This window comes from Anaerosporobacter sp. (assembly GCF_965301125.1).
The window spans coordinates 1-26,903 of record NZ_CBDLAM010000033.1; the positions used below are offsets into that span (position 1 = coordinate 1).

Annotated in this window: 16 protein-coding genes and 2 other annotated features; of the genes, 1 reads left to right on the forward strand and 15 read right to left on the reverse strand. The window is 34.3% G+C overall.

The window, feature by feature from the left end; genetic code table 11:
• Positions 1-230: 230 nt before the first annotated feature.
• The 8 genes from ACW2QF_RS05560 to ACW2QF_RS05595 all read right to left on the reverse strand — a co-directional run bounded on the left by ACW2QF_RS05560 (position 231) and on the right by ACW2QF_RS05595 (position 14,319).
• Positions 231-2,882, reverse strand: coding sequence for a valine--tRNA ligase (locus ACW2QF_RS05560; RefSeq protein WP_455715004.1), 2,652 nt, complete (start codon positions 2,880-2,882; stop codon positions 231-233).
• Positions 2,883-3,041: 159 nt separating this feature from the next.
• Positions 3,042-3,283, reverse strand: a binding site (T-box leader).
• 119 nt (positions 3,284-3,402) lie between these two features.
• On the reverse strand, positions 3,403-4,176 hold the full coding sequence (locus ACW2QF_RS05565; RefSeq protein WP_455715005.1) for an ABC transporter ATP-binding protein: 774 nt from the start codon (positions 4,174-4,176) through the stop codon (positions 3,403-3,405).
• Positions 4,169-5,083: an ABC transporter permease gene (locus ACW2QF_RS05570; protein ID WP_455715006.1), complete on the reverse strand. Its 915-nt coding sequence runs from the start codon at positions 5,081-5,083 to the stop codon at positions 4,169-4,171. Before ACW2QF_RS05570 ends, ACW2QF_RS05565 begins: the two co-directional genes overlap by 8 nt.
• Before the next feature lie 40 nt (positions 5,084-5,123).
• Positions 5,124-6,185: an ABC transporter substrate-binding protein gene (locus ACW2QF_RS05575; protein ID WP_455715007.1), complete on the reverse strand. Its 1,062-nt coding sequence runs from the start codon at positions 6,183-6,185 to the stop codon at positions 5,124-5,126.
• Between the two features lie 159 nt (positions 6,186-6,344).
• Positions 6,345-6,580, reverse strand: a binding site (T-box leader).
• Between the two features lie 333 nt (positions 6,581-6,913).
• The gene (locus ACW2QF_RS05580; protein WP_455715008.1) at positions 6,914-8,200 is read right to left on the reverse strand and encodes a hypothetical protein; all 1,287 of its coding nucleotides are present in this window, start codon (positions 8,198-8,200) and stop codon (positions 6,914-6,916) included.
• Positions 8,201-8,216: 16 nt separating this feature from the next.
• Positions 8,217-9,056, reverse strand: a complete 840-nt coding sequence (locus ACW2QF_RS05585; protein ID WP_455715009.1) for a hypothetical protein — start codon at positions 9,054-9,056, stop codon at positions 8,217-8,219.
• Positions 9,057-9,077: 21 nt separating this feature from the next.
• Positions 9,078-10,352 (reverse strand): DUF5716 family protein, encoded by a 1,275-nt coding sequence (locus ACW2QF_RS05590; protein WP_455715010.1) that lies wholly within the window; start codon positions 10,350-10,352, stop codon positions 9,078-9,080.
• 418 nt (positions 10,353-10,770) lie between these two features.
• Positions 10,771-14,319: a DUF5717 family protein gene (locus ACW2QF_RS05595; RefSeq protein ID WP_455715011.1), complete on the reverse strand. Its 3,549-nt coding sequence runs from the start codon at positions 14,317-14,319 to the stop codon at positions 10,771-10,773.
• A gap of 225 nt (positions 14,320-14,544) precedes the next feature.
• Between ACW2QF_RS05595 and ACW2QF_RS05600 the strand changes: the two genes are divergently transcribed.
• A complete protein-coding gene (locus tag ACW2QF_RS05600; RefSeq protein ID WP_455715012.1) occupies positions 14,545-15,639 on the forward strand; it encodes a pyridoxal phosphate-dependent aminotransferase in 1,095 nt (364 codons plus the stop codon).
• A 170-nt stretch (positions 15,640-15,809) separates the two neighbouring features.
• Here ACW2QF_RS05600 and ACW2QF_RS05605 read toward each other — a convergent pair whose 3' ends face one another.
• The 7 genes from ACW2QF_RS05605 to ACW2QF_RS05635 form a co-directional block, all read right to left on the reverse strand.
• Complete coding sequence (locus tag ACW2QF_RS05605) at positions 15,810-16,805, reverse strand: hypothetical protein (RefSeq protein ID WP_455715013.1); 996 nt, start codon at positions 16,803-16,805, stop codon at positions 15,810-15,812.
• Between the two features lie 97 nt (positions 16,806-16,902).
• Positions 16,903-17,718 (reverse strand): glycerophosphodiester phosphodiesterase family protein, encoded by an 816-nt coding sequence (locus ACW2QF_RS05610; protein WP_455715014.1) that lies wholly within the window; start codon positions 17,716-17,718, stop codon positions 16,903-16,905.
• Between the two features lie 223 nt (positions 17,719-17,941).
• A complete protein-coding gene (locus tag ACW2QF_RS05615; RefSeq protein WP_455715015.1) occupies positions 17,942-19,219 on the reverse strand; it encodes an adenylosuccinate synthase in 1,278 nt (425 codons plus the stop codon).
• A gap of 205 nt (positions 19,220-19,424) precedes the next feature.
• Positions 19,425-20,312 carry a LysR family transcriptional regulator gene (locus tag ACW2QF_RS05620; RefSeq protein WP_455715016.1) on the reverse strand — a complete coding sequence of 296 codons (888 nt, stop codon included), beginning with the start codon at positions 20,310-20,312 and terminating at the stop codon, positions 19,425-19,427.
• A gap of 131 nt (positions 20,313-20,443) precedes the next feature.
• Positions 20,444-21,454 carry a ketol-acid reductoisomerase gene (gene ilvC, locus ACW2QF_RS05625; protein ID WP_455715017.1) on the reverse strand — a complete coding sequence of 337 codons (1,011 nt, stop codon included), beginning with the start codon at positions 21,452-21,454 and terminating at the stop codon, positions 20,444-20,446.
• 136 nt (positions 21,455-21,590) lie between these two features.
• Positions 21,591-22,094 (reverse strand): acetolactate synthase small subunit, encoded by a 504-nt coding sequence (gene ilvN / locus ACW2QF_RS05630; protein WP_455715018.1) that lies wholly within the window; start codon positions 22,092-22,094, stop codon positions 21,591-21,593.
• Between the two features lie 495 nt (positions 22,095-22,589).
• Entirely contained in the window at positions 22,590-26,834 is a 4,245-nt protein-coding gene (locus tag ACW2QF_RS05635; RefSeq protein WP_455715019.1) for a SpaA isopeptide-forming pilin-related protein, read from the reverse strand.
• Positions 26,835-26,903: the final 69 nt, after the last annotated feature.

Sequence of the window (26,903 nt, forward strand, 5' to 3'; positions counted from 1 at the left end):
TATATATACACTATGCGGAATTTATTATAATCTCTTTTGTATAACTTTACAATATCATTTTCCATATATAGACTATTTTTCCTAGTTAGGATTATAACTCTTTTGTTAATATAGTATCTTTTGTATGATTTTTTAATGTCATCTAAATAATTATATTTCCATAAAGTAAAAAGATAGAATTACGTAAGTTCTTTCGAACCATGTAATTCTATCTTTTTATTGCCTATATATTATGCTTTAAAATGGTTTAGTCTTTCAACAACTTGTTCCATCATATTCGTATATTTCTCTAATTTCGCCTTTTCCTCATCAATCTTTGCTTGAGGGGCTTTACTTACGAAACGCTCATTGCTAAGCATTCCTTGAACACGTTTTAATTCACCATCAAGGCGTGCTTTTTCTTTTTCAAGACGTTCGATTTCTTTTTCAATATCAACCAATTCTGCAAATGGCATATAGATTGAAGCATCATGAATTACTGTTGATACTGCATCTGAAGAGATTCCTTCGTTGTTTGCTTGAATCTTAACTTCGCTTGCATAACCTAGAGTAGCGAAGAATACTCTACTGTCATCAAAGATTTTACGTACTTTTTCGTTTTCAGATACAACGATTACGGTTGCTTTCTTACTTGGTGGTACATTCATCTCAGAACGAACGTTACGGATACCTTTAACAGCTGTCTTGATTGTTTCAACTGATTCTTCATCTGCTGCGAAATTCCATTCTTCCTTATATTCTGGCCAAGATGAAATCATAATAGATTCTTCTTTATCTTGTAATGTACAGAAGATTTCTTCTGTTATGAATGGCATATAAGGGTGTAGTAACTTAAGCGAATTGATTAATACAGTTTTAAGTGTCCAAAGAACTGCTGCCTTTGTTTCATCTTCATCATTATATAATCTTGGTTTTACCATCTCGATATACCAATCACAGAATTCTTCCCAGATGAAGTCGTAAATCTTCTGAACTGCAATACCAAGTTCAAACTTATCTAAGTTATCTGTTACATCTTTAGCTAATGTATTTACTTTTGATAAAATCCATTTATCTGCTTGTGTTAAGGTAGATAAATCAATTGTTTCACTAACTTCAGCTTTTTCGATGTTCATCATGATGAATCGAGAAGCGTTCCATACTTTATTTGCAAAGTTTCTACTTGCTTCTACTCTTTCTTGGTAGAAACGCATATCATTACCTGGTGCATTACCAGTAATTAATGTTAAACGAAGAGCATCTGCACCATAGTTATCGATAACTTCTAGTGGATCAATACCATTTCCAAGAGATTTACTCATCTTACGACCCTCAGAATCTCTTACTAGACCATGAATTAATACTTTGTGGAATGGTACCTGTTTCATGTGTTCATATCCTGAGAATACCATACGGATAACCCAGAAGAATATAATATCATATCCAGTTACTAATACATCTGTTGGATAGAAGTATTCTAATTCTTCTGTTTTTTCTGGCCAACCAAGTGTTGAGAATGGCCATAATGCAGAACTGAACCAAGTATCTAATGTATCTTCATCTTGTGTGAAATGATCATGACCACATTTTGGACAAACAGTTGGTTTTTCCGATTCTCTAGCGATTACTACTTCACCACATTTATCGCAGTAGTATGCTGGTATACGATGTCCCCACCATAATTGCCTTGAGATACACCAATCACGAATATTCTCTAACCAGTGAAGATACGTCTTATCAAAACGATCTGGAACGAATTCTAAATCTCCATTCTTTAATGCTTCAATAGCTGGTTTTGCAAGCTCTTCCATCTTAACAAACCATTGTTGTTTGATTAATGGTTCTACTGTTGTTTTACATCTATCATGTGTACCAACATTGTGTGTATGATCTTCTACTTCAACTAATAAACCAAGTGCATCAAGATCTGCAACAATAGCCTTTCTTGCTTCGTAACGATCCATACCAGCGTATTTGCCACCTAATTCATTAATTGTTGCATCATCATTCATTACATTAATTTCAGGTAAGTTATGTCTCTTACCAACTTCGAAATCGTTAGGGTCATGTGCTGGAGTAATCTTAACAACACCTGTTCCGAACTCTTTGTCTACATAGGTATCAGCAACAACCGGAATTTCTTTATTAACTAGTGGTAACATAACCATCTTGCCAATTAAATGCCCATATCTTTCATCATCTGGATGAACTGCTACTGCAGAGTCACCAAGTAATGTTTCTGGTCTTGTAGTTGCGATTTCTACGAATTCATCAGTACCAACAATTGGATACTTGATGTGCCAGAAATGTCCTGCTTGTTCTTCATGTTCTACTTCTGCATCAGAGATCGAAGTTTGACATACTGGACACCAGTTGATGATCCTTGAACCTTTGTAAATATATCCTCTGTTGTATAAATTAACAAATACTTCTTCTACTGCTTTTGAACATCCTTCGTCCATTGTGAAACGTTCTCTGTCCCAATCACAAGAAGAACCGATCTTCTTTAACTGACTTGTAATTGTATTTCCGTATTCTTCTTTCCATTCCCAAGTAGCTTTTAGGAATCCTTCGCGTCCAAGTTCACGCTTATCAATTCCTTCTTCTTTTAATTTATTGATAACCTTAACTTCTGTTGAGATACTTGCATGGTCTGTTCCAGGAATCCAAAGTGCTTCATACCCTTGCATTCTCTTAAAACGAATTAAAATATCTTGTAATGTATTATCAAGCGCATGACCCATGTGAAGTTTTCCAGTAATGTTTGGAGGTGGCATCACAATTGTAAATGGCTTTTTCTTTTTATCAACTTTAGCACTAAAATATTTCTTATTTAACCATTTTTCATAAAGCTTATTCTCAATAGCTTTCGGGTCGTAATTCTTTTCTAACTCTTTACCCATCGTCTTTTTCCTTCTTTCTTTAATTTAGTCCAGTCATGTACTGATTTGCTAATTATCTTTTAGAATTGTTATTAAATCGATGTATTATAGCTATACTCCATTGTTGGATTTTATATTAGGAATTCTAAGGATTCCTGAACATAAAAAAGGCTCTTCATCTAAAAGGACGAAGAGCCGTGGTACCACCTTAATTCATGAATACATAGTATTAAAATGCATTCACCTTGTAAGTCTTTAACGTGACTTAATCGTGATTTTCTACTGAGTATACACTAGTATACCGTTCAAAAAACCTGTTCAAGAGCTACCTTCAATATGCACTAGCTTAGAATGCCTTTCAGCCGGTGAGCATTCCTCTCTGACAAGATTACATATCTAATCCTCTCTATCACAACATTTTACATCATTTATTATAACTTATATTTTTAATCTAATAGTAATATGTTATGACAAAGCTCGGATTATGTCAAGCCTGAATTTTATATTCCCATTAATTTCATATAGGTAATAATTCCATTATTTAATTACCACACTCAATACTAATACGATTGAACACTTCAAGAATATCCTCAACACACATAGATTCTTTCTGCTTGCCAGCCTTATCTATGATTGCTTCTCCCTGATGCATCATTAGTAATCGGTTTCCGTATTCAATTGCATAACGTAGATTATGTGTTACCATAATTGTTGTTAGCTTTTTCTCTCTTACAATATTACCTGTAATCTCCATAATTAAATCCGCTGTCTTTGGATCAAGTGCCGCGGTATGTTCGTCTAATATCAAGAAATCAATTGGAGTCATTATAGTCATAAGCAATGCCATTGCCTGTCTTTGACCGCCTGATAGTGAGCCTACTTTTAGGTTCATCTTATCCTCTAAACCTAATTTTAATGATTTTAAACTATCACGGTAATAGTCAATTCTTGCACGATTTGTTCCAAATCGTAGATTGAAGGGTTTTCCTTTATTATCTGCAATAGCCATGTTTTCAAGCACTGTCATATGTGGGCAAGTACCAAGAGCTGGGTTTTGATATACACGGCCAATTCTTCTTTGACGTTTAAATTCTTTCATTTTCGTAATATCTACATCGTTTATTACGATTTGACCACGGTCAACTGGTATACTACCACAAATTATATTTAGCATGGAAGTCTTACCAGATCCATTACTGCCTACCACAGACACAAATTCATTGTCAGGGATTTTAAGATTAAAATCATTGAATAGACAAACTTCACTAACTGTACCTGGATTATAATATTTATAAATATTCTTTAACTCAAGCATTTGCCTTCACCTTCTTTCTACGCTCAGTAGTTGAAACTAAGATTACAAGGAATAGTACGGAATATACTAACTTCAAATCACTTGCTACTAAACCTGCTGCTATGGCAACTGCTATACATAATTTATAGATTACACTACCAATTATAACTGCAGTAGTTGGTTTTACAAACCGTATCCTTCCGAATACACTAATTCCAATAATTACGCTTGCAAGACCAAGCATTACCATACCTGTTCCCATGCTGACATCGAAGTATGAAGCATCTTGCGCATAGATACAACCAGCTAATGCTGCTAAACCATTGGCTAAGCTTAGTCCCAGTATCTTAACTAATCCTTTATCTTTACCAAGAGAAGTAACTAAAGTACTGTTATCTCCTGTCGCACGTAATAGATATCCTGAGCGAGTCTTTAGATACAAATCAAGTAGAATCTTTAATACCACTATAATTATTACAACCACTACTATTTTTACAAAAGCTGGCTTTTCGAATATTTTACTAATTGGCCCAACTGTAAAGATTGTATCTTTTGAGAAAAACGGTAAATTTGATTTACCTGCAATTCTTAAGTTGACCGTATATAAGGCTGTACTAATGATTATACCAGCTAACAAATCTCTAACTTTAAGCTTAACATGAATTAAGCCTGTTAACATACCAGCAAAAGCACCACATAGGAAAGCAACAGGTAATGTCAAAAACGGATTAACACCTTTAGTGATCATAACAGCTGTTACCGCTGCCCCAAGAGGAAATGTTCCGTCCACTGATAAATCTGGAAAATCAAGAATCTTATATGTAATGTATACTCCAAGGGCTAGAATTGCAAAGATTAGACCTTGAATTAATATATTTTCCCGTTGATTATAAATACTACTAAATAAATTACACAAATATGTAAACATATATGTTCCTCCTTTGTTTCAAGCTAACTTACTCTATACATTAATTAGCCGCCTCTTCGATGGCATCAAACATCTCTATAGCATTATCTGTTAGCTCAGAAGGAATTGTAATTCCAAGTTGTTTAGCAACTGCAGTATTACCATAGAAGTTACCTTCTTCAAAGATTTCGTAATTAATTTCACTTGCTTTCTTTTCACCTTTTAAAACTTGTGCTGCCATAACCCCTGTTTTTTTCCCAAGCTCGAAGTAATCAAGACCTACCGCTGCTAAACAACCAATCTTAACTTGTTCTACTTCACTACCAAACACAGGAATATTCTTTTCTTTTGCTTTCGATAAAATTACTGGCAATCCACTAACTACGGTATTGTCTGTGAGATTCGTCATACAATCAACTTTGCTAAGAATATCATCTGCAACTAACGGAATATCAGTAGAAGTTGTAATTGCTCCTTCAACAATTTCAAAACCATATTCTGTTGCTGCTGCTTTATAGTCTGCAATAGCAGTTTCTGAATTTACTTCACTTGTTGTGTACATAATACCAATCTTTGTTGCATCTGGTAGAATCTTACGAATCATCTCTAGTTGTTGTTTTACGGGTAATTTATCTGAAGTTCCTGTAATCTCTCCAACTGGTGAACCTTCCTCTTTCGCAAGTTCAGCACGAATTGGATCTGTAACTGCTGTAAAGATTACTGGTATATTAGCATCTTTGGCAGCGCCATATGCACTTTGTGCCATTGGAGTTGCAATTCCACAGATCAAATCCACTTTATTTGCCACATAATTTGCTGCAATTTGTCCAGCAGTTCCTGTATCTGCGTTGGCATTATCATATTTTACTGTAAGGTTCTTTCCTTCTTCTATTCCTTCTTCTTTCAAACCTGCTAGGAAACCTTCTCTACAATTATCAAGAGAACCATGTTGTGCAAACTGCCCAATACCAATTGAATACTCTTTGTCGCTACTTTCCGTGCTAACGTTATTACTTGTATCCTTCGATTCTGTATTATTTGACTTTGTTCCACATCCCGCTAACATTGCCATTGTCATAACTGTACTTAATACTAACGCTACCATTTTCTTTGATTTTTTCATAAAAATTCCTCCCATTTTGCATTCTTAATTCAATATTTCTTGCTAAAAATAAATAGTGATTCAAATCCCGTTTTTATAGTGAGTACATATAACTAATGCCGCGTTGCATATCATAAAAAACAACATTATTACATAAAAAAACCGCCTCAAGGAAAATCTTCCTGAGACGGATTCAAACAATTCCGCGGTACCACTCAAATTGGCTAACAGCCCACTCGTTTCACACACTATCATATGTGCCATATTTGTAACAGGTATGGTTCCCGTCAACGCCTACTTTAAATTCGGGTTGCCCTCGAAAGCCCATTCATTCATACAATCCATACTGCATTCCCACCAACAGCAGCTCTCTGTGATATCGTATATGAATTACTCCTCTTTCTCAACGGTTTTTCATATTTATTGGTTATATAATACTCATAATTATTAGTTTTGTCAACGTTAACATGTCCATTTTTATATATTAATTTTTCATAGATATCATAACTAGCCCTGCCAAAACATCATTATTGTGTCAAAGAAAAAAGTCTCAGCTTAAGTTTATGATGAATATCAAGATGATCTAGTATTAGATAATTCACCTGTACTTGTGTATCCATAAAGTACAAACGCAAAACTCTTAATAACATAGATTTGCTTCTTAGCTGACGTACTATGAAAACCTAAAAGAGTTTTGCCTCCAACACCTAAAAACACAAGTACACCGATAAACTAAATTGATAAAGATTCTATAGGCTAATGTGATATTCCTCCAATACATTAGCTACTTCTTGCTTAGCTTCTGGGATTTTCTCTACTAAATCTGTCAATTGAGCAAAACCCTTTTCCTTGATTCCAGTATTGAATTCAATACGTTCACGAATCTTTTGACGTCTTATATTCAGTCTGTGTCTTATCTCTACCATTTCCCTGCTATCAATAATTGCTGCTGCTTGGTAAGTCCATATATCAAGATCAGACACATCATATTTTCTCAATTGCTCTATAAGCTTTGTATTAAAGTCATTTATTTTTTCTGTATTTCGCACTAACTCTAATTGCATCTTCTTCGCCTTGCAATACTGCTCCCATTGATAACGAAGTTCTAATGCACTATTCACGTTATATTTCTTGCAAGCATAGTCAATGCAATTTGTATTATTCACATATTTAATCTTAACAGTATTTAATAAAGTTACAGCCTTATTCAACTTGATTTGTGTTAACTTTAGATTATATGCATTCTTACGGCCTTCAAGGAATATATATAATCCACTAACACCAGCTAAGGCTACCGTCAACAAATACGGCAACTGCATGTCTTTATCTGCTATGGAATCAAGTACATAGAATAACGCAAACATCGTCATAACAAGTATAGAAGTAATTATAGCTATCTTCTTAAGATATCGTTGCGATGCTGCATACTCCTTTTTCTGATGCTTTAGCACACTTTTCTCACCTTCAAGATGATGCATATCATTCTTGATCTTCGTGTTATAGGCTTCATATTCCTCTAGTTTTTTAATATCTTCTGGAAGCTTTGTTTCGTTCTTCTCATAATATTGATATTGTTTATCCGATAGTTTTATTTCACGCTTACTTTGATATTCACGACGCTCTCTTGATAGAGTTACAAGATTTCTTGCTATATCAATAAGTTCTTCTCTTTCTTCCCCTTCAATACGATCAATCTTTTGTATATCTGTCAAATAAGATGTTATTGCTTGATATTCTAATTTTGCCTCTTCATTCTGTCTAGAAGCCTCTATTATCTGCTCACAATATCCTCTAATACAACGTTCTCTGTCTGATTTTGAGTTAAGATCAACATCATAGGTTTCCATTTCCATCGACAGGCTAACTTCTTCATTTTTATTACTGTTTTTGTCTGCATTATCAAATTTACTATTAGATTCATCCTCAAGTCTGCTTTGATTAATCTTTTTCATAGCATATGCCATCTCAAGAAACTCTTGACCTACATCTTTTTTTTCTTGTATTTTCTTTTTTTTGAATATACTTAATAATCCCATCTTCCTAACTCCTAGTTTATGAAAGGATTCCCTTGCGATAGGTATCCTTATATTGTCGGATTGTATTTTTAAGTTCCTTGTAGTACTGTGCTACTTTTCCTTCTTCCTTAAGCTTACTTAATCCCTCAATACTTTCATATTCATTTATTTCAAGTGAAGCAAGCTCTTTAGCAAATATATCTTCTTCTAGTTGTACTTGTTGTTCTTCCGATATAGAGAATTCCTCACATGCCGCTATGAATTCTTCTTCATTCTTTAATATTAATAATGCATATAGATATTGTAGTAACGATTCTTCTCTTTGATTTCGTCTATACGCTAATAAATAGAATTTGGCAGCCTCTGAAACCGAAATCGTCTTAGCCTTAGCAACAGCTAAATTGTGATAGATATCCCCATATTCCACTTGGGAAAACACTGCCGCTTCTGGTGCATCAACAATAGCTTCATACTCTGATGAGGCCTTCGCATACTGTCCATATATAAGATAATTATCCGCCTTGATTTTTCGTTTCTTAATTAATGGCAAACGCTCAATCTGTTCCATAATCTTAATAAGTTCACGAATCTGTTGCTCTGTATAGTAATCGGAACAACACAAAAGACTAACAACGATATCCTTTAGATTACTATGACGATTTAATAAGTTACGAATCTTGTCCGCCACTTCAGGCAATAGCAACACTTTCTCAATCCAATCACACAACGAATACTGAAAGGTATCCTCCGAAATCAAATAAATGTTATTATATATATAATAACTTAACTCATCCATAGAATAGATTTTCGTCTTAGTAAAGGGAAATATATAAGGATTTTCCGTAACTTTGCCTGTACACAAGATTAATTTTCCCATAACTACACTCCTTTCCGGGCATTAGTAGGACAATATAATTGTCTGTTCCAATACTTGATTGGTGGAAGGGAAATACTCACCAAAACCCATATCCTTCACGGCTACAACACATGTATTTGGATCATCAAAAGTAACTCTAAGTTCAATTCTTGTCATCTTTGGAGGTCGTTTTTCAAACCCTTCCAAAGAGATTTCATGTTTATGAACTTCCTTGCTATATAAATCTTGTACACTAATTTCGATTTTATCCATATCATCTACTATCAGTTGAACCTCACAATTCACTTCATACCAAAGTGTTCCTGTATTTACTAAAGTATAGCTACTTAAGTGAGCATCTTTATATACTGTTATACCTATTGAACTAGCAACCATCTCTTCTGTCAGGTAAATAAATTCTTCCGTCTTTCCTTCACCTGACAATTGTCTTGCATAATAACAAGCACCTTTTGTATAAAGGTTCTGTCCTTTAAACACTCGGCGTCCTGTACATAGACGCTTAAACACTTCATCGGCCCATGATCCTTCGAATCCTTTTCCTGTCATATATAACGTAGTTACTAATTGCTTATAAAGTACACTTTTAGCAATATTCTCAAAAATATAAGATAAACTTTCTCTGTCATTAAGATCTTCAAGTAAATCAAAACCTAAGGTATCCGATAAATCTTTATGAGTAACAGTAATTACCATTGGTATATGTTTTCTATCAACCTTTATTTGATAATACTGAAGTCCCCTATCTTCAAAGTCAAAGATACCCACGTCATTCATCCATAAATCACGACTTTGGCTTAAAGCAAAATTCACTGCACTCTGGGAATGACTCTGTATAGATACTCTATCTTTTTCTAAAGCTAGTGCTTCTAATGATTTATATATGGTTTTGATTAAAGTCATATCAAGAACTGGGATGGTAACTACTAATTTTGCTACCATATCATTAGGGTAATAGCGTTTTAATAAACTTATACATTTTCTAAAGAACTTCTCTAGTATTATCTCTGGCGCCACCTTCACGTCAAAAACATAGAATTCTTCATGACTACAGATTCTATCAACTAATTGATCAATTAGTACAGCTTGATCTAACTTTGCCTTTGCAATAGCATCTTCACCAAACAGCCATTCTTTCGTATCTTTTCTAACACCTAATACGGTAGGTATCATATACTTCGTATCATCATTCGTATAACAGATGGATTCCGGCTCAAATGACTTTCTACTATAACAGCTAATTTGCGAAAAATCATTACAGAAATCAAACCCAACTAATAAATTTCTCTCTTCCGTCATTCTAACTCCTTTCCGAAATCAATTGTTTAGGATTCTTAGATAATTAATGTATTTGTGTGTTTTAAGTTTGGATGCAAAACTCGATATACGTTTTCATAGCTTCTTAGTTGGCATTCTATGACACGAAACACGCTACACACCTAAGTACTTCTAAGTGTGTACTTGCAGGCTATCCAAATGATGCGGAAACGCCTTCGATTCGGCATCCTGCCTCAGCTCTGGCTTGTTCGCCCTCCGTGGCTCACATTCCTAGGTTATCCAGTACACACTAAGAAGTACTATAGATGTTTCGCTATTATTTCTTAGTCATAGTACGCCAGCTAAGAAGCAATTCTAATTTACTAAGAGTTTTGCCTATTTACTTTCTTGGCACACAAATAAGACCTTTTGATCTCGAATCCCATATATCAAGTTACAACTATAATGGCTTCAACAATTCATCTATTATATAATTTTGCGTTACATATTGCTTCATCGTATCTAGTAGTGTTTTCTCGTCTTGTTTATGATAAGAGGTTATCATCTGATTAATTAAATCAAATTTGGTATCTGATTCATGACTTATGAAAGATACTTCTCCCGCTTCTATACAATCGGATGCTTTTACCTCTTCACTGCTATCCTCCGTAATATAATATAAGAGTTCTTCATGACTAAACAACATAAATTCTTTCACATAGATACCTTCGAATACATCTTGCATTTGCTCCGTTATATATTCTCTCGAATCTTCTGACCGTTCACTTCGATCCATATAATAATGGATCATGACTCTTTTGTCTTTACTTGTACGGTACATAACATAGTATTTGTTAAATAATAATTCTGATAACGCAACCTTACCTTTAAAATCTTTGAAAAATGGCATTACAATACCTTTTTTCATCAAGTGATGTACTTGGTAATCAACAAATTCAACCTCTTGTTCCGTTAATGTGGTAAGTGTACTATAATATTTTAATAAAGCGATGTTATAGAACTCATTCTCTTCTGTCGTAATCTCTTTCTTCATAATATCAAATAAATTCTCTCCAAGCTCCAGATCTTTTAACAAATACTGATAAGCATAATACGTAATAAATCCACGAATTAATATCTTATTATAGCCTTTTTGATAATAAGAATTGAACACTTCTTCAACTGAGACATCATGATTTTCAGTAAATAAGACCTGTCCCAAAAGCCGTTCTTCATAAGATGTAAGATCCATATTATGAGCGTAAGCTTCTTTCCAGATTGTTAACATATCTTTCGATGAACCTTGAAAATACGTAATTAGATACTCTAAAATCGCATCTTGATATTTTCCCGTCTTAAACACTTCATTGCAAAGATAAACCAGCACTTCATTATGAGCTTCCGTACTCATTACCATCTTATTGCATAGTTTATGAAGGTGTGTGCTTGATATTCCTTCACATCCAAAACGCCCTATTGACTCCATTGCTCTATCTGTTAAATCGCGCATTATCATATACTCTACTAGATCGACACGCTCTGAATCAGTTAACACTTCCATATCTACTTCCTTAAGATATGCATCTACTAAATCTCCGTCATAATGTTCATAGTAATGTTTTATTAGAGCTATCAAATACTCTTTATAACACCACGTTTGTAGATTTGGAATTTGTATAGCAAGTTTGTATAGTATAATAATATCTTGCGTATTCATATGATAATTCAAGGCTAACTCTGATAAGTTCATTATTAACAATGGGTTATCTTTATCATATACAAAACATACTTCTGCATATTTACTATAATCCATTAATTGATTAACTTCGTATGGAATAGTTTCATAATATCTATTATCATTGTTATCAATAAGATATATCTGTGTGTTCTCCGTAAATATTGGTATTACTGTTCTTCCCTCTTTCAAAGGATGATAGATTTCGTTCTCTAACTCTTTATGAACAACACAAACTCCTTTGATATTCGGATTGAAGCAAGTAATTTCATGATAATACATTAGCACAGAAAGATCTTTTGCTACTGATTCATCTAATTTCTCAGGTGGTAATAAGTCATTATAGATAACTGCAAGATTTCTATTTATCTGTCTTGCATGTAACTGTCGATACATAAAACGCTCCATCTGCTTTACATAAGTCTTATATATCGAAGGGTTATTTTCCCTATTTCTAATAATATGAGCATACAAAAATGCCTTACGGTTATCAGATAAGTTACTATTATATATATAATACAAATAAATTGGATGGCTAAGACATGCCCCTTCCTCATCATTAATAGCATACATATAATATTCATGAAGGCTCGTTAATTTCAGTTGTGCCTCCACGCCTAAACGATACCACTCAAAATACTTATTATCTGTCTTCTCACTTTTAATTAACATAGCACAAATTGCATATAGGACATCTGTCAAAGGCTTCTCTTTATAAAGACGTACTAACGTATAATAGGTTACGCTAGAGAACGTTTTCTCCCTTGCCGCTAGATATGCATATTGTATAATTACTTCTTGATTTAAGTAGCCCTCTTTAGCACCCCAATTTAATACCGCACGTTCAAATCCACCTATCTCGTGTAACAAAGATGGATCGTAATTAAAAGTATTGCATGCTTCATAATACATGATTGGGCTCTTACAGCCTAACTCACATATTCTTTTGATTTCCTTTATCTTATTTGCTTTATTAGAATCGTATTTCTTATCCAAATACAATAAAAACCAAAGAATTCTCCAATCCGATTCTTTGTTGTAAAACTCCCTGATTGTCTCTACAGCCGCATAGATTACTTCTTTATCTTTCCAAAACAATGCATTCAGATATTGATATGCACAGTAAGCAATCGCATTGCTTTTACTTCCATCAATACGATTTCCGAAATTAGTTAGCATCTCCTTAGCCATCTCATGATTTTCTGAAATAATATATAGATGAGTTCTAGCCAAGTCATAAAATATATCATCTTCAAGTATTGTCAAACTACTAAGGACATCACTTGTGTCATGGATATAGCCTGGTAAATCAAGCTTGTTCATTCGAAAATTCAAATAATTCTTAGTTAACTGTAATTCATAATGTCTCAAATGAGCGTTTTGATCTCCCCCAATTCGCTCCTTATGAGGCACCTTACATGTTACAGGAACAACAATCGTCTGGTGTACAGTCTTAATAATAATCTGTCCATAGTTAATCCCTACACGCATCTTCTTAGGATTTATCACCACTTCAAGTGGATAGCTATTTCCTACAAAATTATCTGTCCATAAGACCTTATGGTCTAACCCTATAAATGGAGCATCGGTATATATCTTAATCTCCGAATACCCCCAATTGCTTCGTGATATATAGATTTTTTCCATAAAAGAATCTATATTCACTTCAAAGTTTAATTCCTTTTTATCAACATCAATCGTAACTGGTAGTTTTTTATGTATTGCAATTAGGAATTCTTCCATCGCTTGGCTCGCTGATGTACTCTTCATTAATGAACTATACATTCTATGATAACTGAGTTCTTTGTCTAAAAATATATTAGCGAAGTCCTTTGCCTTAAACAGACTTAATGCAGTAACAGGATCTTCTTTTGCTAGATTAGCAAACTCAGACAAATCCTTTACTACACCATTCTTTGTCAAACAATATGGCAGAACAACGCTAAAGTGAAATGGTATCTCGAATTCCCCTATATTTGTAATACATGTTATAATACCGTTCTCTTCATCACCAACTTGCAAACCCGATGCTATAAACTTATATTGAATTACATTCTCATCCCCAAAGAACTGTTCATCTATAATTCTTAATAAACGGCTCGACGAATACACAAGCCCTTTTATATCTATATGTTCTTGTGTTGTTATAGTAAAACAACCAGAATATGAACTCCCTTGTTCAACTTCCACTGTTATTTGCTCATTTGAAAGCATTATCCTGGGCAACTCAAACTTGAAATTCCCTCTAGAAAATTGTGTGATTTTCTCTTTCACCTATTATCACCTACATCTTTTATTGTTACTATTCAGTCGTACCGTACTAATAGTAACCACTAATCACATCTTGTATGATATTATATCATACATCGAACATGGTTTCTACTTATTTCGAATTCTATCAACTTATTTTGCAACTCATGTAACTGTTGTAGTTGCTAAGGAAAAGTGCTATCATAGGTTCAGATAATTTAAATAACCCCAACGAAAGGATGTCCTAACATGATAAAACACAAAGATCATTTTCATGGAAGTGATTTAGAAGCAATTGAACAGGTTTATGGTATCAAGAAAGAAGATATAACTTCATTTAGTGCCAATGTAAATCCACTAGGTGTTTCTTATCAATTACGTAAGTGCCTAGCTTCACATATAGATGCCATAACTACTTATCCAGATCGCGAATACACTTCTCTTCGTAATTGCATTGCTTCCTATGCCCATACGGATGCTTCTAATATTATCGTAGGCAATGGATCAACAGAACTCATCTCTTTAATGATACAAATTAAAGCTCCTAAAAAGGCTTTAATCCTCGGTCCGACGTATTCCGAATACGAACGCGAAGTTTCACTTGGCGGCGGTAGTTCATTCTACTTCCCATTACAAGAGGAAGATGACTTTAGATTAAATCTTGAACAACTATGTTCAAAGTTGACTTCTGATATTGATTTACTCATCATATGCAATCCGAATAACCCAACAGCAGGAAGTATTTATCGCAAAGATATGCGTAAGATTCTAGATCATTGCAAACGAAATGATATCTTCGTTATGGTAGATGAAACTTATATTGAATTTGCTCCTGATATGGATCAAATAAGCAGTGTTCCTTTAACTAATGATTATAATAATATAATCATTTTACGTGGTATCTCCAAATTCTTTGCTGCTCCAGGGTTACGTTTAGGTTATGCAATCTGTGGAAACTCAGACTTAATCAAAGAAATTAATAATAAGAAAAACCCTTGGACAATTAACACTCTTGCTGCTATAGCTGGCGAAATTATGTTTAAGGATACCGAATATATCAACGCAACAAAACAAATGATTAATCAAGAACGCGAGCGAATCTATAGTTATCTTGATGAGATACCAAATATTAAGTACTATCCTTCAACGTCGAATTTTATATTATGTAAGATTCTTAATGATACTGTAACTTCAAATGACTTATTCGAAGCTGCGATTCGTAAGGGATTAATGATTCGTGATTGTTCAACCTTTCCATTCTTAGATGATCACTATATTCGTTTTTGTTTCATGTCACCGGAGAAGAACGATGAACTTCTTGCGGTTATTAAAGAAGTTTGCTAAAAGTGCGCTATATAATGTTTCTCCTTTTCGATCTTTTAGAGAATAGCGAATCGAAATGACTAAATGTATTGAAATGCGACATCAAAAAAACAACTTTTCATAGCTGTATGCCATCTGTGAACATAAACATGTTTACAAAATGGTTTTCAGCACAGAAAAGTTGTTCTTTTTTAAATATTACTAAAAAATCGATAAAATGCATGCATAATATCAATTGCTATAACAAACATAATAAATGCCATCGAAAAACTTGTTATGTTTTGCATGGAGATTGATTGCCAAGCGAGTGTAGTGTTACCTGTGCTTTGCATTTGATTAACAAATTCTGTATTCCAAATTCCTGGAAATCGAAAAAGAAAAAAGCAACCAATTGCATTTAATATTCCTGAGATTCCCTTCCATATCAACAACGAAAAAGAAGGACGGTTTCTCCATATCGCCGCTATACTATACCCAGTAGATACTAAGAGCATAATAGTAATTAACACTTTAAAATCTTGAATACGACTTGCTAAGAAAAGAGGAATTCTTTGAATTTCTCCTCCATCTTTTACTATTACACCTAACGACAGACGATTACCCGCAACATAAACAAGAATTAGTAAAACTACTTTTACAAACAAGCCAATTATGTAATCCATTCTCTTATTTGGTCTCTTAATTTGCGGATAACGTAGATGTAATGCTGTCCATTTTCCTCTACTATGTTCTTCTTTCTCTTCTTCCTTACGTAGTATCTTATTTGCTATGAAATAAATCAATGTTATGAATCCACATAAGAATACAAGACTAATTATCAGGCTCTTCAAAACATACCAAGCGCCTACTTCACTACCATTACTGGTATCCATACAAAGAAAAGCTATCACATTACCTACAATTACATAAATTAATGACAAACACAATACCCTTTGATAAGATGCCGCACTTTCTTTTCCAACAATCTTACCATTACTTTTACAATAACTTCTCCCTAACTCTCTTGGATTTCCAATCTCATCTAAGACCTTCATAACTTCGTCTTCTGACATGCCTTCTACGCTTTTATTCCCCTGTTTTAAAGCTACTTCTTCAATTCTCTTAAGTACATCTTCTTTAACCTTTTTTCTCTTAGAAAAGGTTACGTGTATCAATACATCTTCAACGTATCTTTTAATCAAATGCATATTCTTACCTCTTGCTTTCTTATATAGTAACTATCGAGCTTCACATTCTCATTAACTAAGTCTATGACACAAGACACTTTCCTCAAGTTCGTGTCACTCACTTAGGACAAAAATGATCAAAGATAATATATTCAAAATACCCTTCACATTCACGTCTTGCTTCTTCACTACGCACTGTCCATGCAAATGTATATGGTCTATAAATCTTTGAGCATAGATAAAATGACATAGTTTTGCGATATTTATACTTGTACGCAATAAAATCTGGTTTGGCTAACCAATTAAATAGGAGATTTTGCAAAAGAAAATATAGAAATTTGTTCCCCTTTTTCTTGTCCCTAATAAACATAGTTGACAATTGACCTCGCATTACTGCGTTATTATGTCTTCTGTACCATAATATCCCGAGCGGATTAAAGGATTCTACACAGTAAACACCCTTATACTTACTTAGCATTGCATTCACAAGCTCACAGGTTCTCTTACATCTATATTCTAACTTAAGTTCTACAATTATAGGGACTTTTCCATTAATAACTCTTAGTACTTCATCAAATCTAGGAATCTTACAGTTAGATTTTAATAAAGTATACTGGCACAACTCCTTATATGTCATATCATATACGTTACGATCCACACCACACATTCTTAGAATTGAATAATCATGAAATACCACAATTACTTCATCCTTTGTTAACTGTACATCAAGTTCAATACCATAATCATTCTTAATTGCATTCTCAAAAGCAGGGATAGAATTCTCTGGTGACTTTGTGTTATTGTCAAACAGCCCTCTATGAGCATAGTACCAACCCTTAAACGATGAATCATCAGCTCGATGAACCATTCTTGGCATTATAGCCAGAAGATATAGTACAACAATCAAACACAGGATAATCGTAATGATATTCATTCTACTTGTCCCTTCTTATTATTCAAAATAATGAAATTCACTAGCTATTATACAACCAAATATAGAACATTTCAACTAAATAAGCCTTTATAAGCCGATTTATTTTCGTTATTTTTCGGAGATGAAAGCTAAATCCTATTATCAGAATACAAAAAATCCTAAGAAAATTAAATTATTCTTAATTCTCTTAGGATTTTATAAACTCTATTACTTATAGCTAATTCTAACGATAGATGATTTCATCTCTTCCTGGTCCATTGGATACCATAGTAACCGGTACTTCTAATTCTTTTTCAATGAATTCGATATATTTTCTACAGTTTTCTGGAAGATCTTCATACTTAGTAATTCCACGGATCTCTTCTTTCCAACCAGGTAATACTTCATAAACAGGTTTAGCTTTTGCAAGTTGTACTGTAGTTGGGAAATCTTTTGTTACTTTACCATCGATTTCATAACCAATGCAAACTGGAATTTCATCAAGATAACCAAGTACATCAAGTACTGTAAGAGCTACCCCAGTAGCACCTTGAATCTTACAACCATAACGAGATGCAACCGCATCAAACCAGCCCATTCTTCTTGGTCTACCAGTTGTTGCGCCGTATTCACCACCGTCACCACCACGTCTTCTAAGTTCATCCGCTTCTTCGCCAAAGATTTCACTTACGAATTCCCCAGCACCTACAGCACTTGAGTATGCTTTAACAACAGTGATGATTTCTTTGATCTCATATGGTGGGATACCTGCTCCAATTGCACCATAAGCTGCTAATGTAGATGAAGATGTAACCATTGGGTAGATACCGAAATCAGGATCTTTTAATGAACCTAATTGTCCTTCTAATAAGATGTTCTTACCATCTTTAATTGCTTGCTGTAAATATGATGCAACATCACATACATAAGGAGCAACCATTTCTTTATATTCCATTAATGTGTTAAATAATTCATTTTCATCAATTGCTGGTTTATGATAAAGATGTTCTAAGATAACATTCTTTTGTTCGCACACTCTCTTAATTTTTTCTTTTATTACTTCCTCATCAGCAAATAATTCTGAAACTTGGAAACCAACTTTCGCATATTTGTCTGAATAGAATGGTGCGATACCTGATTTTGTTGAACCAAATGAAGCTTTTCCTAAACGTTCCTCTTCATATTGATCGAATAATATATGATAAGGCATAAGGATCTGAGCACGGTCAGAAACTAAAATTCTTGGTTTTGGTACTCCTCTTTCAACAAGACTTTGAACTTCTTTGAATAAATATGGTATATTTAATGCTACACCATTACCGATAACGCTTGTTGTATGATCATAGAATACTCCTGAAGGTAATAAGTGAAGTGCAAACTTTCCATAATTGTTAATGATTGTATGACCTGCATTACTACCACCTTGAAAACGTACAATTATGTCTGACTCTTGTCCTAACATATCTGTAATCTTACCTTTTCCTTCGTCTCCCCAGTTAGCACCTACAATTGCTTTAACCATGTCTAAATCCTCCTAAATCGTATTTATAATGACATTAACTATTATCTCTCTTGCTAATAGTGTGCTAATTTTACGTTTTCCACCAGCACTTATTCATTATACCACATAGCAGACATAAGTAAAATCAATATTCTTTATATTATACATAACTATTGCTTATGTTTCTGTGTGTCTCTTATTCTATTTTGTGAACTTTTCTGCGTTTTTATCCCTCTTCTAACATTTCTAATAACTTCTTAGAAGCACCAGAGATGGAATTTTTCTCACTTGATATAATGCAGATATTTCGCTTTGGCACTGGTTTATCAAAATGTAGCTGAAACAATTCTCCTGTTTCCAAGTATTTTTTCGCAAAATCACTTACCACACACCCAATACCTAGATTACGGATTGCAAATTGTACAATAATATCACTTGTTGCTAACTCAAACTCAGGGTTCAGTACCACATGATTTCTAGATAAAAACTCATCCATATACTTTCTAGTACTTGTGTTATGCTCAAGGCAGATAATAGGTAGCTCTTCTAACTCTTGATAATGCATCATCTTATTCTTATACATCCAGAATTTATTTCCTGCTACAAAGATATCTTCAATCGGTTGAATTTGTGTAACTTTAAAATCAGGTTTAGAAACAAAAGGCGAACTTACGCAACCAAAGTCAATCTTTCCTTCTTTCAGATAGGAAATGGTTTCTGGTGTAGGTGCATTGGTAACATTAACTTTGATATTGGGATACATCTCATGAAAACGTTCTAGATAAGGTAATAGACAGAATTGTAACGTCATGTCACTGGCCCCAATACGAATCTCGCCAGTTTCCAAATCCATCATCTTTTTGAATTTTTCTTCACCAATTAAGATTGTCTCATAACCTTTTTGGACATAAGAAAAGAGAGATTCCCCTTCAATCGTTAATTTCGCACCCTTTGCTGTACGAACAAACAAATTGCTTCCAAGACTTCTCTCCAACTGCTTAATTGCCTGACTAACTGCAGGCTGAGATATACATAATTGTTCTGCTGCAGCGGTTATTCCGCCATATTTGGCAACATGATAAAAGATTTTATAATATTCTAAATTTACGCTCATTCTTCTATCCCCATCTTTCCTCTTAAGATAACTTCTAAAATTATTATAATCGCTTATTCCAGTGTCTGCAAGAAAAAAGCAGGAACAAAACTCTTTCCTGATTTGTCCCTGCTCTTTCTATACGAATAATCTTAGTTATCGATTAATTTGCTTTCGTTTGTCCAACTCATTAATTTACGAAGTTCAGCACCAACTTTTTCAACTGGATGTTCAGCTTCCATTCTTCTCATCGCATTGAAGTTTGTACATCCGATTTGGTTTTCTAATAACCAGTTACGTGCGAATACACCTTCTTGGATATCTTTTAATACTTGTCTCATTGCATTCTTAGTATCTTCTGTGATGATTTTTGGTCCAGTGATGTAATCACCATATTCTGCAGTATTAGAGATTGAATATCTCATTCCTGAAAAACCACTTTGGTTGATTAAGTCAACGATTAATTTCATTTCATGGATACATTCAAAGTAAGCACTTTCTGGTTCATAACCAGCTTCTACTAATACTTCGTAACCACATTTCATAAGTGCAGATACACCACCACAAAGAACTGCTTGTTCACCAAATAAATCAGTTTCAGTTTCTTGACGGAATGTAGTTTCAAGAACACCAGCTCTAGCACCACCGATAGCAAGGGCATATGCAAGACCTAAATCGTGTGCATTACCTGTTGCATCTTGATGTACAGCGATAAGACATGGAACACCTTTTCCTTCTTGGTATTGGCTTCTTACTGTATGACCAGGTCCTTTAGGAGCAATCATGATAACGTTAATATCTTTAGGTGGAATGATTTGTCCAAAATGAATTGCAAAACCATGAGCAAACATTAATGTATTACCTGGTTCAAGATTTGGAGCAATTGATTCATTATACATCTTAGCTTGTTTCTCATCGTTGATAAGAATCATAATGATATCTGCTTTTTTTGCTGCCTCTGCTGCTGTATATACTTCAAATCCTGCTGCTTCAGCTTTAGCCCATGATCTGCTTCCTTCATAAAGACCAATAATTACGTTTGCACCTGATTCTTTCGCATTTAATGCATGTGCATGACCTTGGCTACCATATCCGATAACAGCTATTGTTTTTCCTTCTAGTAATGATAAGTTACAATCTTGTTGATAATAAATCTTTGCCATTTCTTTTTCCTCCTGAAAAAAATAATATATAACATACATGAAGCAATGATTGCTCCAGATATTTATTAATAAATCCCGCTTCGTTTTATGAACTTTATGTACCTATGTATTCAATTGCTTGAAGCCCCTACCTTAATTAATCTAGGTAATCTGAGATATCACCAGAACCTCTTTCTAATCCTGTAAGTCCTGTTCTTACTAACTCTTTAATTGTATATCCTTCTAACAAACTAACAAATGCATCTAACTTAGCCTGGTTTCCTGTTAATTCAACCATTAACGATTCACTTGAAACATCAACGATTTTCGCTCTGAAGATATCAGCCACTGCAATGACAGCTTGTCGATCCTTAGCACTTGCTTGAACTTTCACTAAGATTAATTCACGACATACCGATTCGCCATCTTTTAACTCTATGACTTCTTTTACATCTTCTAACTTATTTAACTGTTTTTCAATCTGTTCGAGAATCTGATTATCACCTGACACAGCTACTGTCATTCGTGAATATGCAGGGTCTTGTGTTTCACCAACGGATAAACTATCAATATTATATCCTCTTCTACTGAACAAACCAGCTACTCGGCTAAGTACACCCGCAGTATTGTCTACTAAGATAGATAATACCATTCTTCTCATGGATAATACTCCTCCCTACTAAAATTTAGTAAATCTTCGCGTATCAATTTGGAATTACGTCAACTTTATTTTATTATATTTGGCTTACTAACCTGTAAAGTCATATACAAAATGCCCGACACCACAGATAATTTCGTGACGGGGCATACACTGCTACTTAATAAGTTAATTGTTCGATTACTTGTTCATAAGCTTGCTTGTATTGTAACAATTCCCTATCTTTTTGTCAAGCTTACTTAAGTTATAACTTTAACAGTTTAAAACGTTGTATTACTTGATTTCCCTTGTATTCAGTTACTATTTTTCTATTCTTATTTTTCCTTTCAGTTAACTCATAAACCTTGATAAAGTAAGGAAATTCAACTATTTCCACAATTTTATTTAGATAACTTCACAAAAGAGTTATAGAAGAAAACTTTCACTTCTATAACTCCTTTGATTATCTTGTATAATTAATTTGTATGGAAACAATCCTATTCTAATTAACACAAAGATTTATCTTTCTTTTGAGTGATTCTTTGAATCCCTACTCTTATTCTGATATATCCAAATTATTACTAATCCAATTGCTGCAAGTAAAGAAATAGAAATTCCGATTAGCCACAATGTAAAATGCGTAGTAACACCTGTCTTTGGAAGAGCTCCATGGGTATCATCATTTCCATTTCGTTGATTAGCTCCCTTATCATCAGATTTAGAATTACCTTTTGAATCTGTTTCCGTTGATTTCTCATCATTCTCATCAGAATTATCTGGTTTTCCCGGTTTTTCCTCATCATTCTGGTTTGGCTTTTCAGGTTTTTCAGGCTTTTGAGGCTTTTGACTATCTTCCGGCTTTTGGGGTTCTTCCGGTTTTTGAGGCTCTCCAGGTTTTTCAGGTTCTTGTGGATTACTTGGATTAGCTGGCTCAGTTGGAGGATTTGTTGGAACTACCGCAGAAATCTTCTTATTGGTTATCGTGAGGGTTACAGACTCATTTACATCAACCGACACCTCTATCCAATCTTTAGAAAGTACGTATCCTGCAGGTGCAGCTGTTTCTTTCACATAGTAAGTTCCTTTTTTTAGTCCAGTAAAACTACAAACTCCAGCATTATCTGTTGTCTGTTCTCCTAAAAGAGTTGTCTTATCCTGTCCATACAAGGCAAAACTTGCTCCAGATAAGACTTTTGCCCCCTCCTCATTGGTCTTGGTAACTTGAATGGAAGCTTTTTCATTCCAGCCAATTGGATAATTTCCTAACTGCTTTGTAATCACCTCATCATTATCACCAGTAGTAATTATGAAAACGTCTGAAGTCAAAATATACCCTTCTGGAGCTGTAATCTCTTTTAGATAATATGTGTGATTAGGATACAATCCTGTAAAGTTAATGGTTCCATCGTTAGATGTAACCTGTGGTTCACCTATTTTCACAGTACAGTTTTCATCTTCATAAAGCTGAAACTCTGCCTTTGAGAGCTTCTTTGTCAAATCAAGAGCATCCACCTTCACAACAGTCAACGTTACATTAGCCCCACCCTTTAGAACGTTGACAACATTTATTACTATCTTGGGATTATAATTTGTAACATCTAATTCGTTCCACTTAGAATTAAGTTCATACCCTACAGGGGCCGTGATTTCTTTCCAATATAATGTTTTGGTATCCTTTACTAAGCTTTTGGGAATAGCAAGTGTACAAATACCAGTTGCACTATCACAAGTTGCACTCACTAATGGAGTCATATCTGTTTTATTGACATAAAAGCCAAAAACAGCTCCATCTAATTTGTTACCCTTTAAATCTACTTTTTTAATCTGTAAAGAAACAAAGCTTGCTTTCGGTAACACCATTTTAGCATTACCATTAGATGTAACTTTCATAGTATTGTTAGCATTCTTAATAGAACTATCCTCTGGAAGAACACTTCCTACCAGCCTTACTTCGTTTTTTAGATCAACTCCAGTACGCACTATGTAAGTTCTATAAGTCAGAATATAGCCTTGAGTTGCATCAGGAATATCCACGGTTAGTGTACGTGTTGAAGTATTGTACGAAATAGTAGTTTCAACTGGAGTACCTTCCGGTATCATTTCAACGGTATATGTACCTGAAGATTGACTTACTTTCAATGTAGCTGCTTTATACAACTTCACACTATCTAAATCCAAATACAAGCCATCAGGTAAAGTATCTACTAGCTGCATTTTAGGATTAGATGGTAATCCTTTTAAAAGATCCATACCAAGAGGATTTAACTTCACCGTGTAGTCCGCAGTTAGATTCTGTTCATTCTTACTTGCAGTCTTGGTTAACGCCTTATTAGACAATGCTAAAGTTGCTTTGCTTTTTACTTCTTTCGTATTGGTTTCGCTTATCAACGATGCAGTATTATTTATCTCTACTTTATCCTTGGTTTGGAAGGCCTCGCTGTCTACATCTACCGTCGTTGTAAATGTAATTTCTTGCTTTGTAGTTACCTTGGATAGGTTTATAGTAATAGTATTCGTTGTTTCATCAAGTGAAAATGTATTGTTTCCGTTAAAACTTGAACCATTTAGTGTTGCCTCATTAACGTTACATGTCAAACCCGCTTCAAGCGTATCACTTATTGTAACATTCCCTAAATTTGTTTCATTCTCATTAACCGTCAGACTCCATGTCAGCTTTTTGCTAGTTGGATCATAGGATACATGTTTCTTTGTTAAAATAATACTTGAGGCCTTGATTGTTGCCGTAGCAGAAATATCTGCTGAGATAGGAATATTATCTACTGTTGTACCCACCTTTGCCATCTTAACCGTATTCGTAAATGTCTTAGAGGCATTTCCTGCATAGAAACTTGGGTCACTGACATATGTTTTCATTTCAAAACTAAAGCTTTTTTTACCAAGATTATCTATTCTTATTGTAAGTTTATTACCTACTAATTCAACTACTACACTGTCTTGAACAACTTTATCTGCACCAGCAATAATCAATCCATTTTTTACAGCAGCTACAATACTATCTTTAATTCCATCTACAACAGGCCCGTTCGTACTTCCAATTGGTACAAAGCTATGCTCTGGAGTTATAGTTGACAAATCATCTACTAACTCAACCTTTGTTAGATTTACCTTATTAGGATTCACTGTAATTATCCATGTAAGTGAATGATCTACTCTATTGTAATTCTTACCGGATTTTTTAAGCAGCGTATTATTAAGATTATCTGGTTTTTTGGATACCGAAGGGGGTGTTAATTTACCACCTGCTCCAATCCCATCTGGCCACTCATATACTAAGAAAACTATGTTTTTAACGCTTTCATCATTAAGACTTGATGTCTGATCAAAATACTCCTTCTTCACTGTAGTTGTATAGGTAATTTTATATATTTTTTCACTAGTTGCAGGATTTCCATCCTCAACTAGTTTAAACTCCATCTTAGTTTTACCATCTACATCCGATATAGTTGGCTCAGCTACAGAGATTGCTGTGCCATTCTCACGAACCACTTTGATGCTATTCTTATCAAGTATTAAGCCTTCACCCATTATATCTGTAAGAATAAGGTTCTTAAAATTACGGCTAGCTGTCTGCACTGTTACTTCCCAGTTAATCTTCCAATCACCGTTTACATCTGTAGGCGCCACAGCTATTCCATCCTTTTTAATCATAGTTCGACCAGACCAACTATTCGTAGATATTGTAGCTGTTCTATTTCCTTGCACGCCTTTTGCGTCTACGTCACCAACTTTTGCAACAATATTGTTCGTATAACTTTTATCGCTTCCAGAATTCCATATACTTGTTATCTCTCCTTCTGTCAGTTTGCTCTTATAGGAAAAGGTAAGTATTTGACCACCTTTAATCTCTGTCAAATCACAGATTAACTTGTTATCCTCTTTACTCACCCAACTTGATTTGTCCTCTCCATCTACTTTAACATTAGCACTATTTTCTACATAAACCATACCACTTGGAAGAGTATCTATCAATTTAGTAGGTATATCACCAGTATAAGCACCCACTGGATGGGTATAGGTAACTGTCCACTCTACCTCACCTTGTTCATTCCATGTACCAACTGCCTTACTTAATTGAGGTGCTTTAGGTACCAATTCATTTACTGTAATTGTTACACTATCAGTAAGTAAATTGATTGTAATCTTCCCCTGTTCGTCTGCGGTCAAATCTTTGTCAAGCTTACATTCATAATCTATAAAAGCATTCTCAAGTAAGGAAAGTGCCTCATATTCTATCCCCTCATTTGAATATTTGCCCATATCCTTAAATTCAATATGTATTGTCCTATCTCCAGCTATCCATGATATCGTTGCAAATGGTACGTCAGGGAAGTCATCTGAGACCTCCTGTGCTTTTATATCCGCAAATCCATCTGTTGAAGGAACACCAAATTTCTCCGGCAATTCAAGTTGGTACGAATCTCCAGCTTTTACGTTTTCAAGGCTATTCCAAGTCATACGAATTAAAAGGCCATCGTATAAACTTACTTCAGATCCAGTTGTAATAGGTGTTTCAACCGAATTCTTCTTCTGAAACAATTCTATTAAGTCTGGAGCAACTGTGTTACCTGTACCATTTGTAACAATAGCTGAGCCTGTTACTACTCCAATATCAGTTTTTGATGTACTTGTTTTGGTTGTGTGCTCACTATCAGCAAAAGCTGTTGTACCATTAATCACCATTAATAACATTAATATAAACGAGATAACTCTTTTCATTTTCTGTGTTACTCTCACCCTCTTCACTCCTATCCCCTATCCTTTCTCTAATTTGATTTGATACTTATTGAGGAGTTACATACCCTAGAATCACAA

What these genes read in the sequence shown, in the direction of transcription:
- ACW2QF_RS05560 (WP_455715004.1), bottom strand. Translation starts at nt 2,882, where the DNA reads ATGGGTAAAGAGTTAGAAAAGAATTACGACCCGAAAGCTATTGAGAAT.
- ACW2QF_RS05565 (WP_455715005.1), bottom strand. Translation starts at nt 4,176, where the DNA reads ATGCTTGAGTTAAAGAATATTTATAAATATTATAATCCAGGTACAGTT.
- ACW2QF_RS05570 (WP_455715006.1), bottom strand. Translation starts at nt 5,083, where the DNA reads ATGTTTACATATTTGTGTAATTTATTTAGTAGTATTTATAATCAACGG.
- ACW2QF_RS05575 (WP_455715007.1), bottom strand. Translation starts at nt 6,185, where the DNA reads ATGAAAAAATCAAAGAAAATGGTAGCGTTAGTATTAAGTACAGTTATG.
- ACW2QF_RS05580 (WP_455715008.1), bottom strand. Translation starts at nt 8,200, where the DNA reads ATGGGATTATTAAGTATATTCAAAAAAAAGAAAATACAAGAAAAAAAA.
- ACW2QF_RS05585 (WP_455715009.1), bottom strand. Translation starts at nt 9,056, where the DNA reads ATGGGAAAATTAATCTTGTGTACAGGCAAAGTTACGGAAAATCCTTAT.
- ACW2QF_RS05590 (WP_455715010.1), bottom strand. Translation starts at nt 10,352, where the DNA reads ATGACGGAAGAGAGAAATTTATTAGTTGGGTTTGATTTCTGTAATGAT.
- ACW2QF_RS05600 (WP_455715012.1), top strand. Translation starts at nt 14,545, where the DNA reads ATGATAAAACACAAAGATCATTTTCATGGAAGTGATTTAGAAGCAATT.
- ACW2QF_RS05605 (WP_455715013.1), bottom strand. Translation starts at nt 16,805, where the DNA reads ATGCATTTGATTAAAAGATACGTTGAAGATGTATTGATACACGTAACC.
- ACW2QF_RS05610 (WP_455715014.1), bottom strand. Translation starts at nt 17,718, where the DNA reads ATGAATATCATTACGATTATCCTGTGTTTGATTGTTGTACTATATCTT.
- ACW2QF_RS05615 (WP_455715015.1), bottom strand. Translation starts at nt 19,219, where the DNA reads ATGGTTAAAGCAATTGTAGGTGCTAACTGGGGAGACGAAGGAAAAGGT.
- ACW2QF_RS05620 (WP_455715016.1), bottom strand. Translation starts at nt 20,312, where the DNA reads ATGAGCGTAAATTTAGAATATTATAAAATCTTTTATCATGTTGCCAAA.
- ilvC (WP_455715017.1), bottom strand. Translation starts at nt 21,454, where the DNA reads ATGGCAAAGATTTATTATCAACAAGATTGTAACTTATCATTACTAGAA.
- ilvN (WP_455715018.1), bottom strand. Translation starts at nt 22,094, where the DNA reads ATGAGAAGAATGGTATTATCTATCTTAGTAGACAATACTGCGGGTGTA.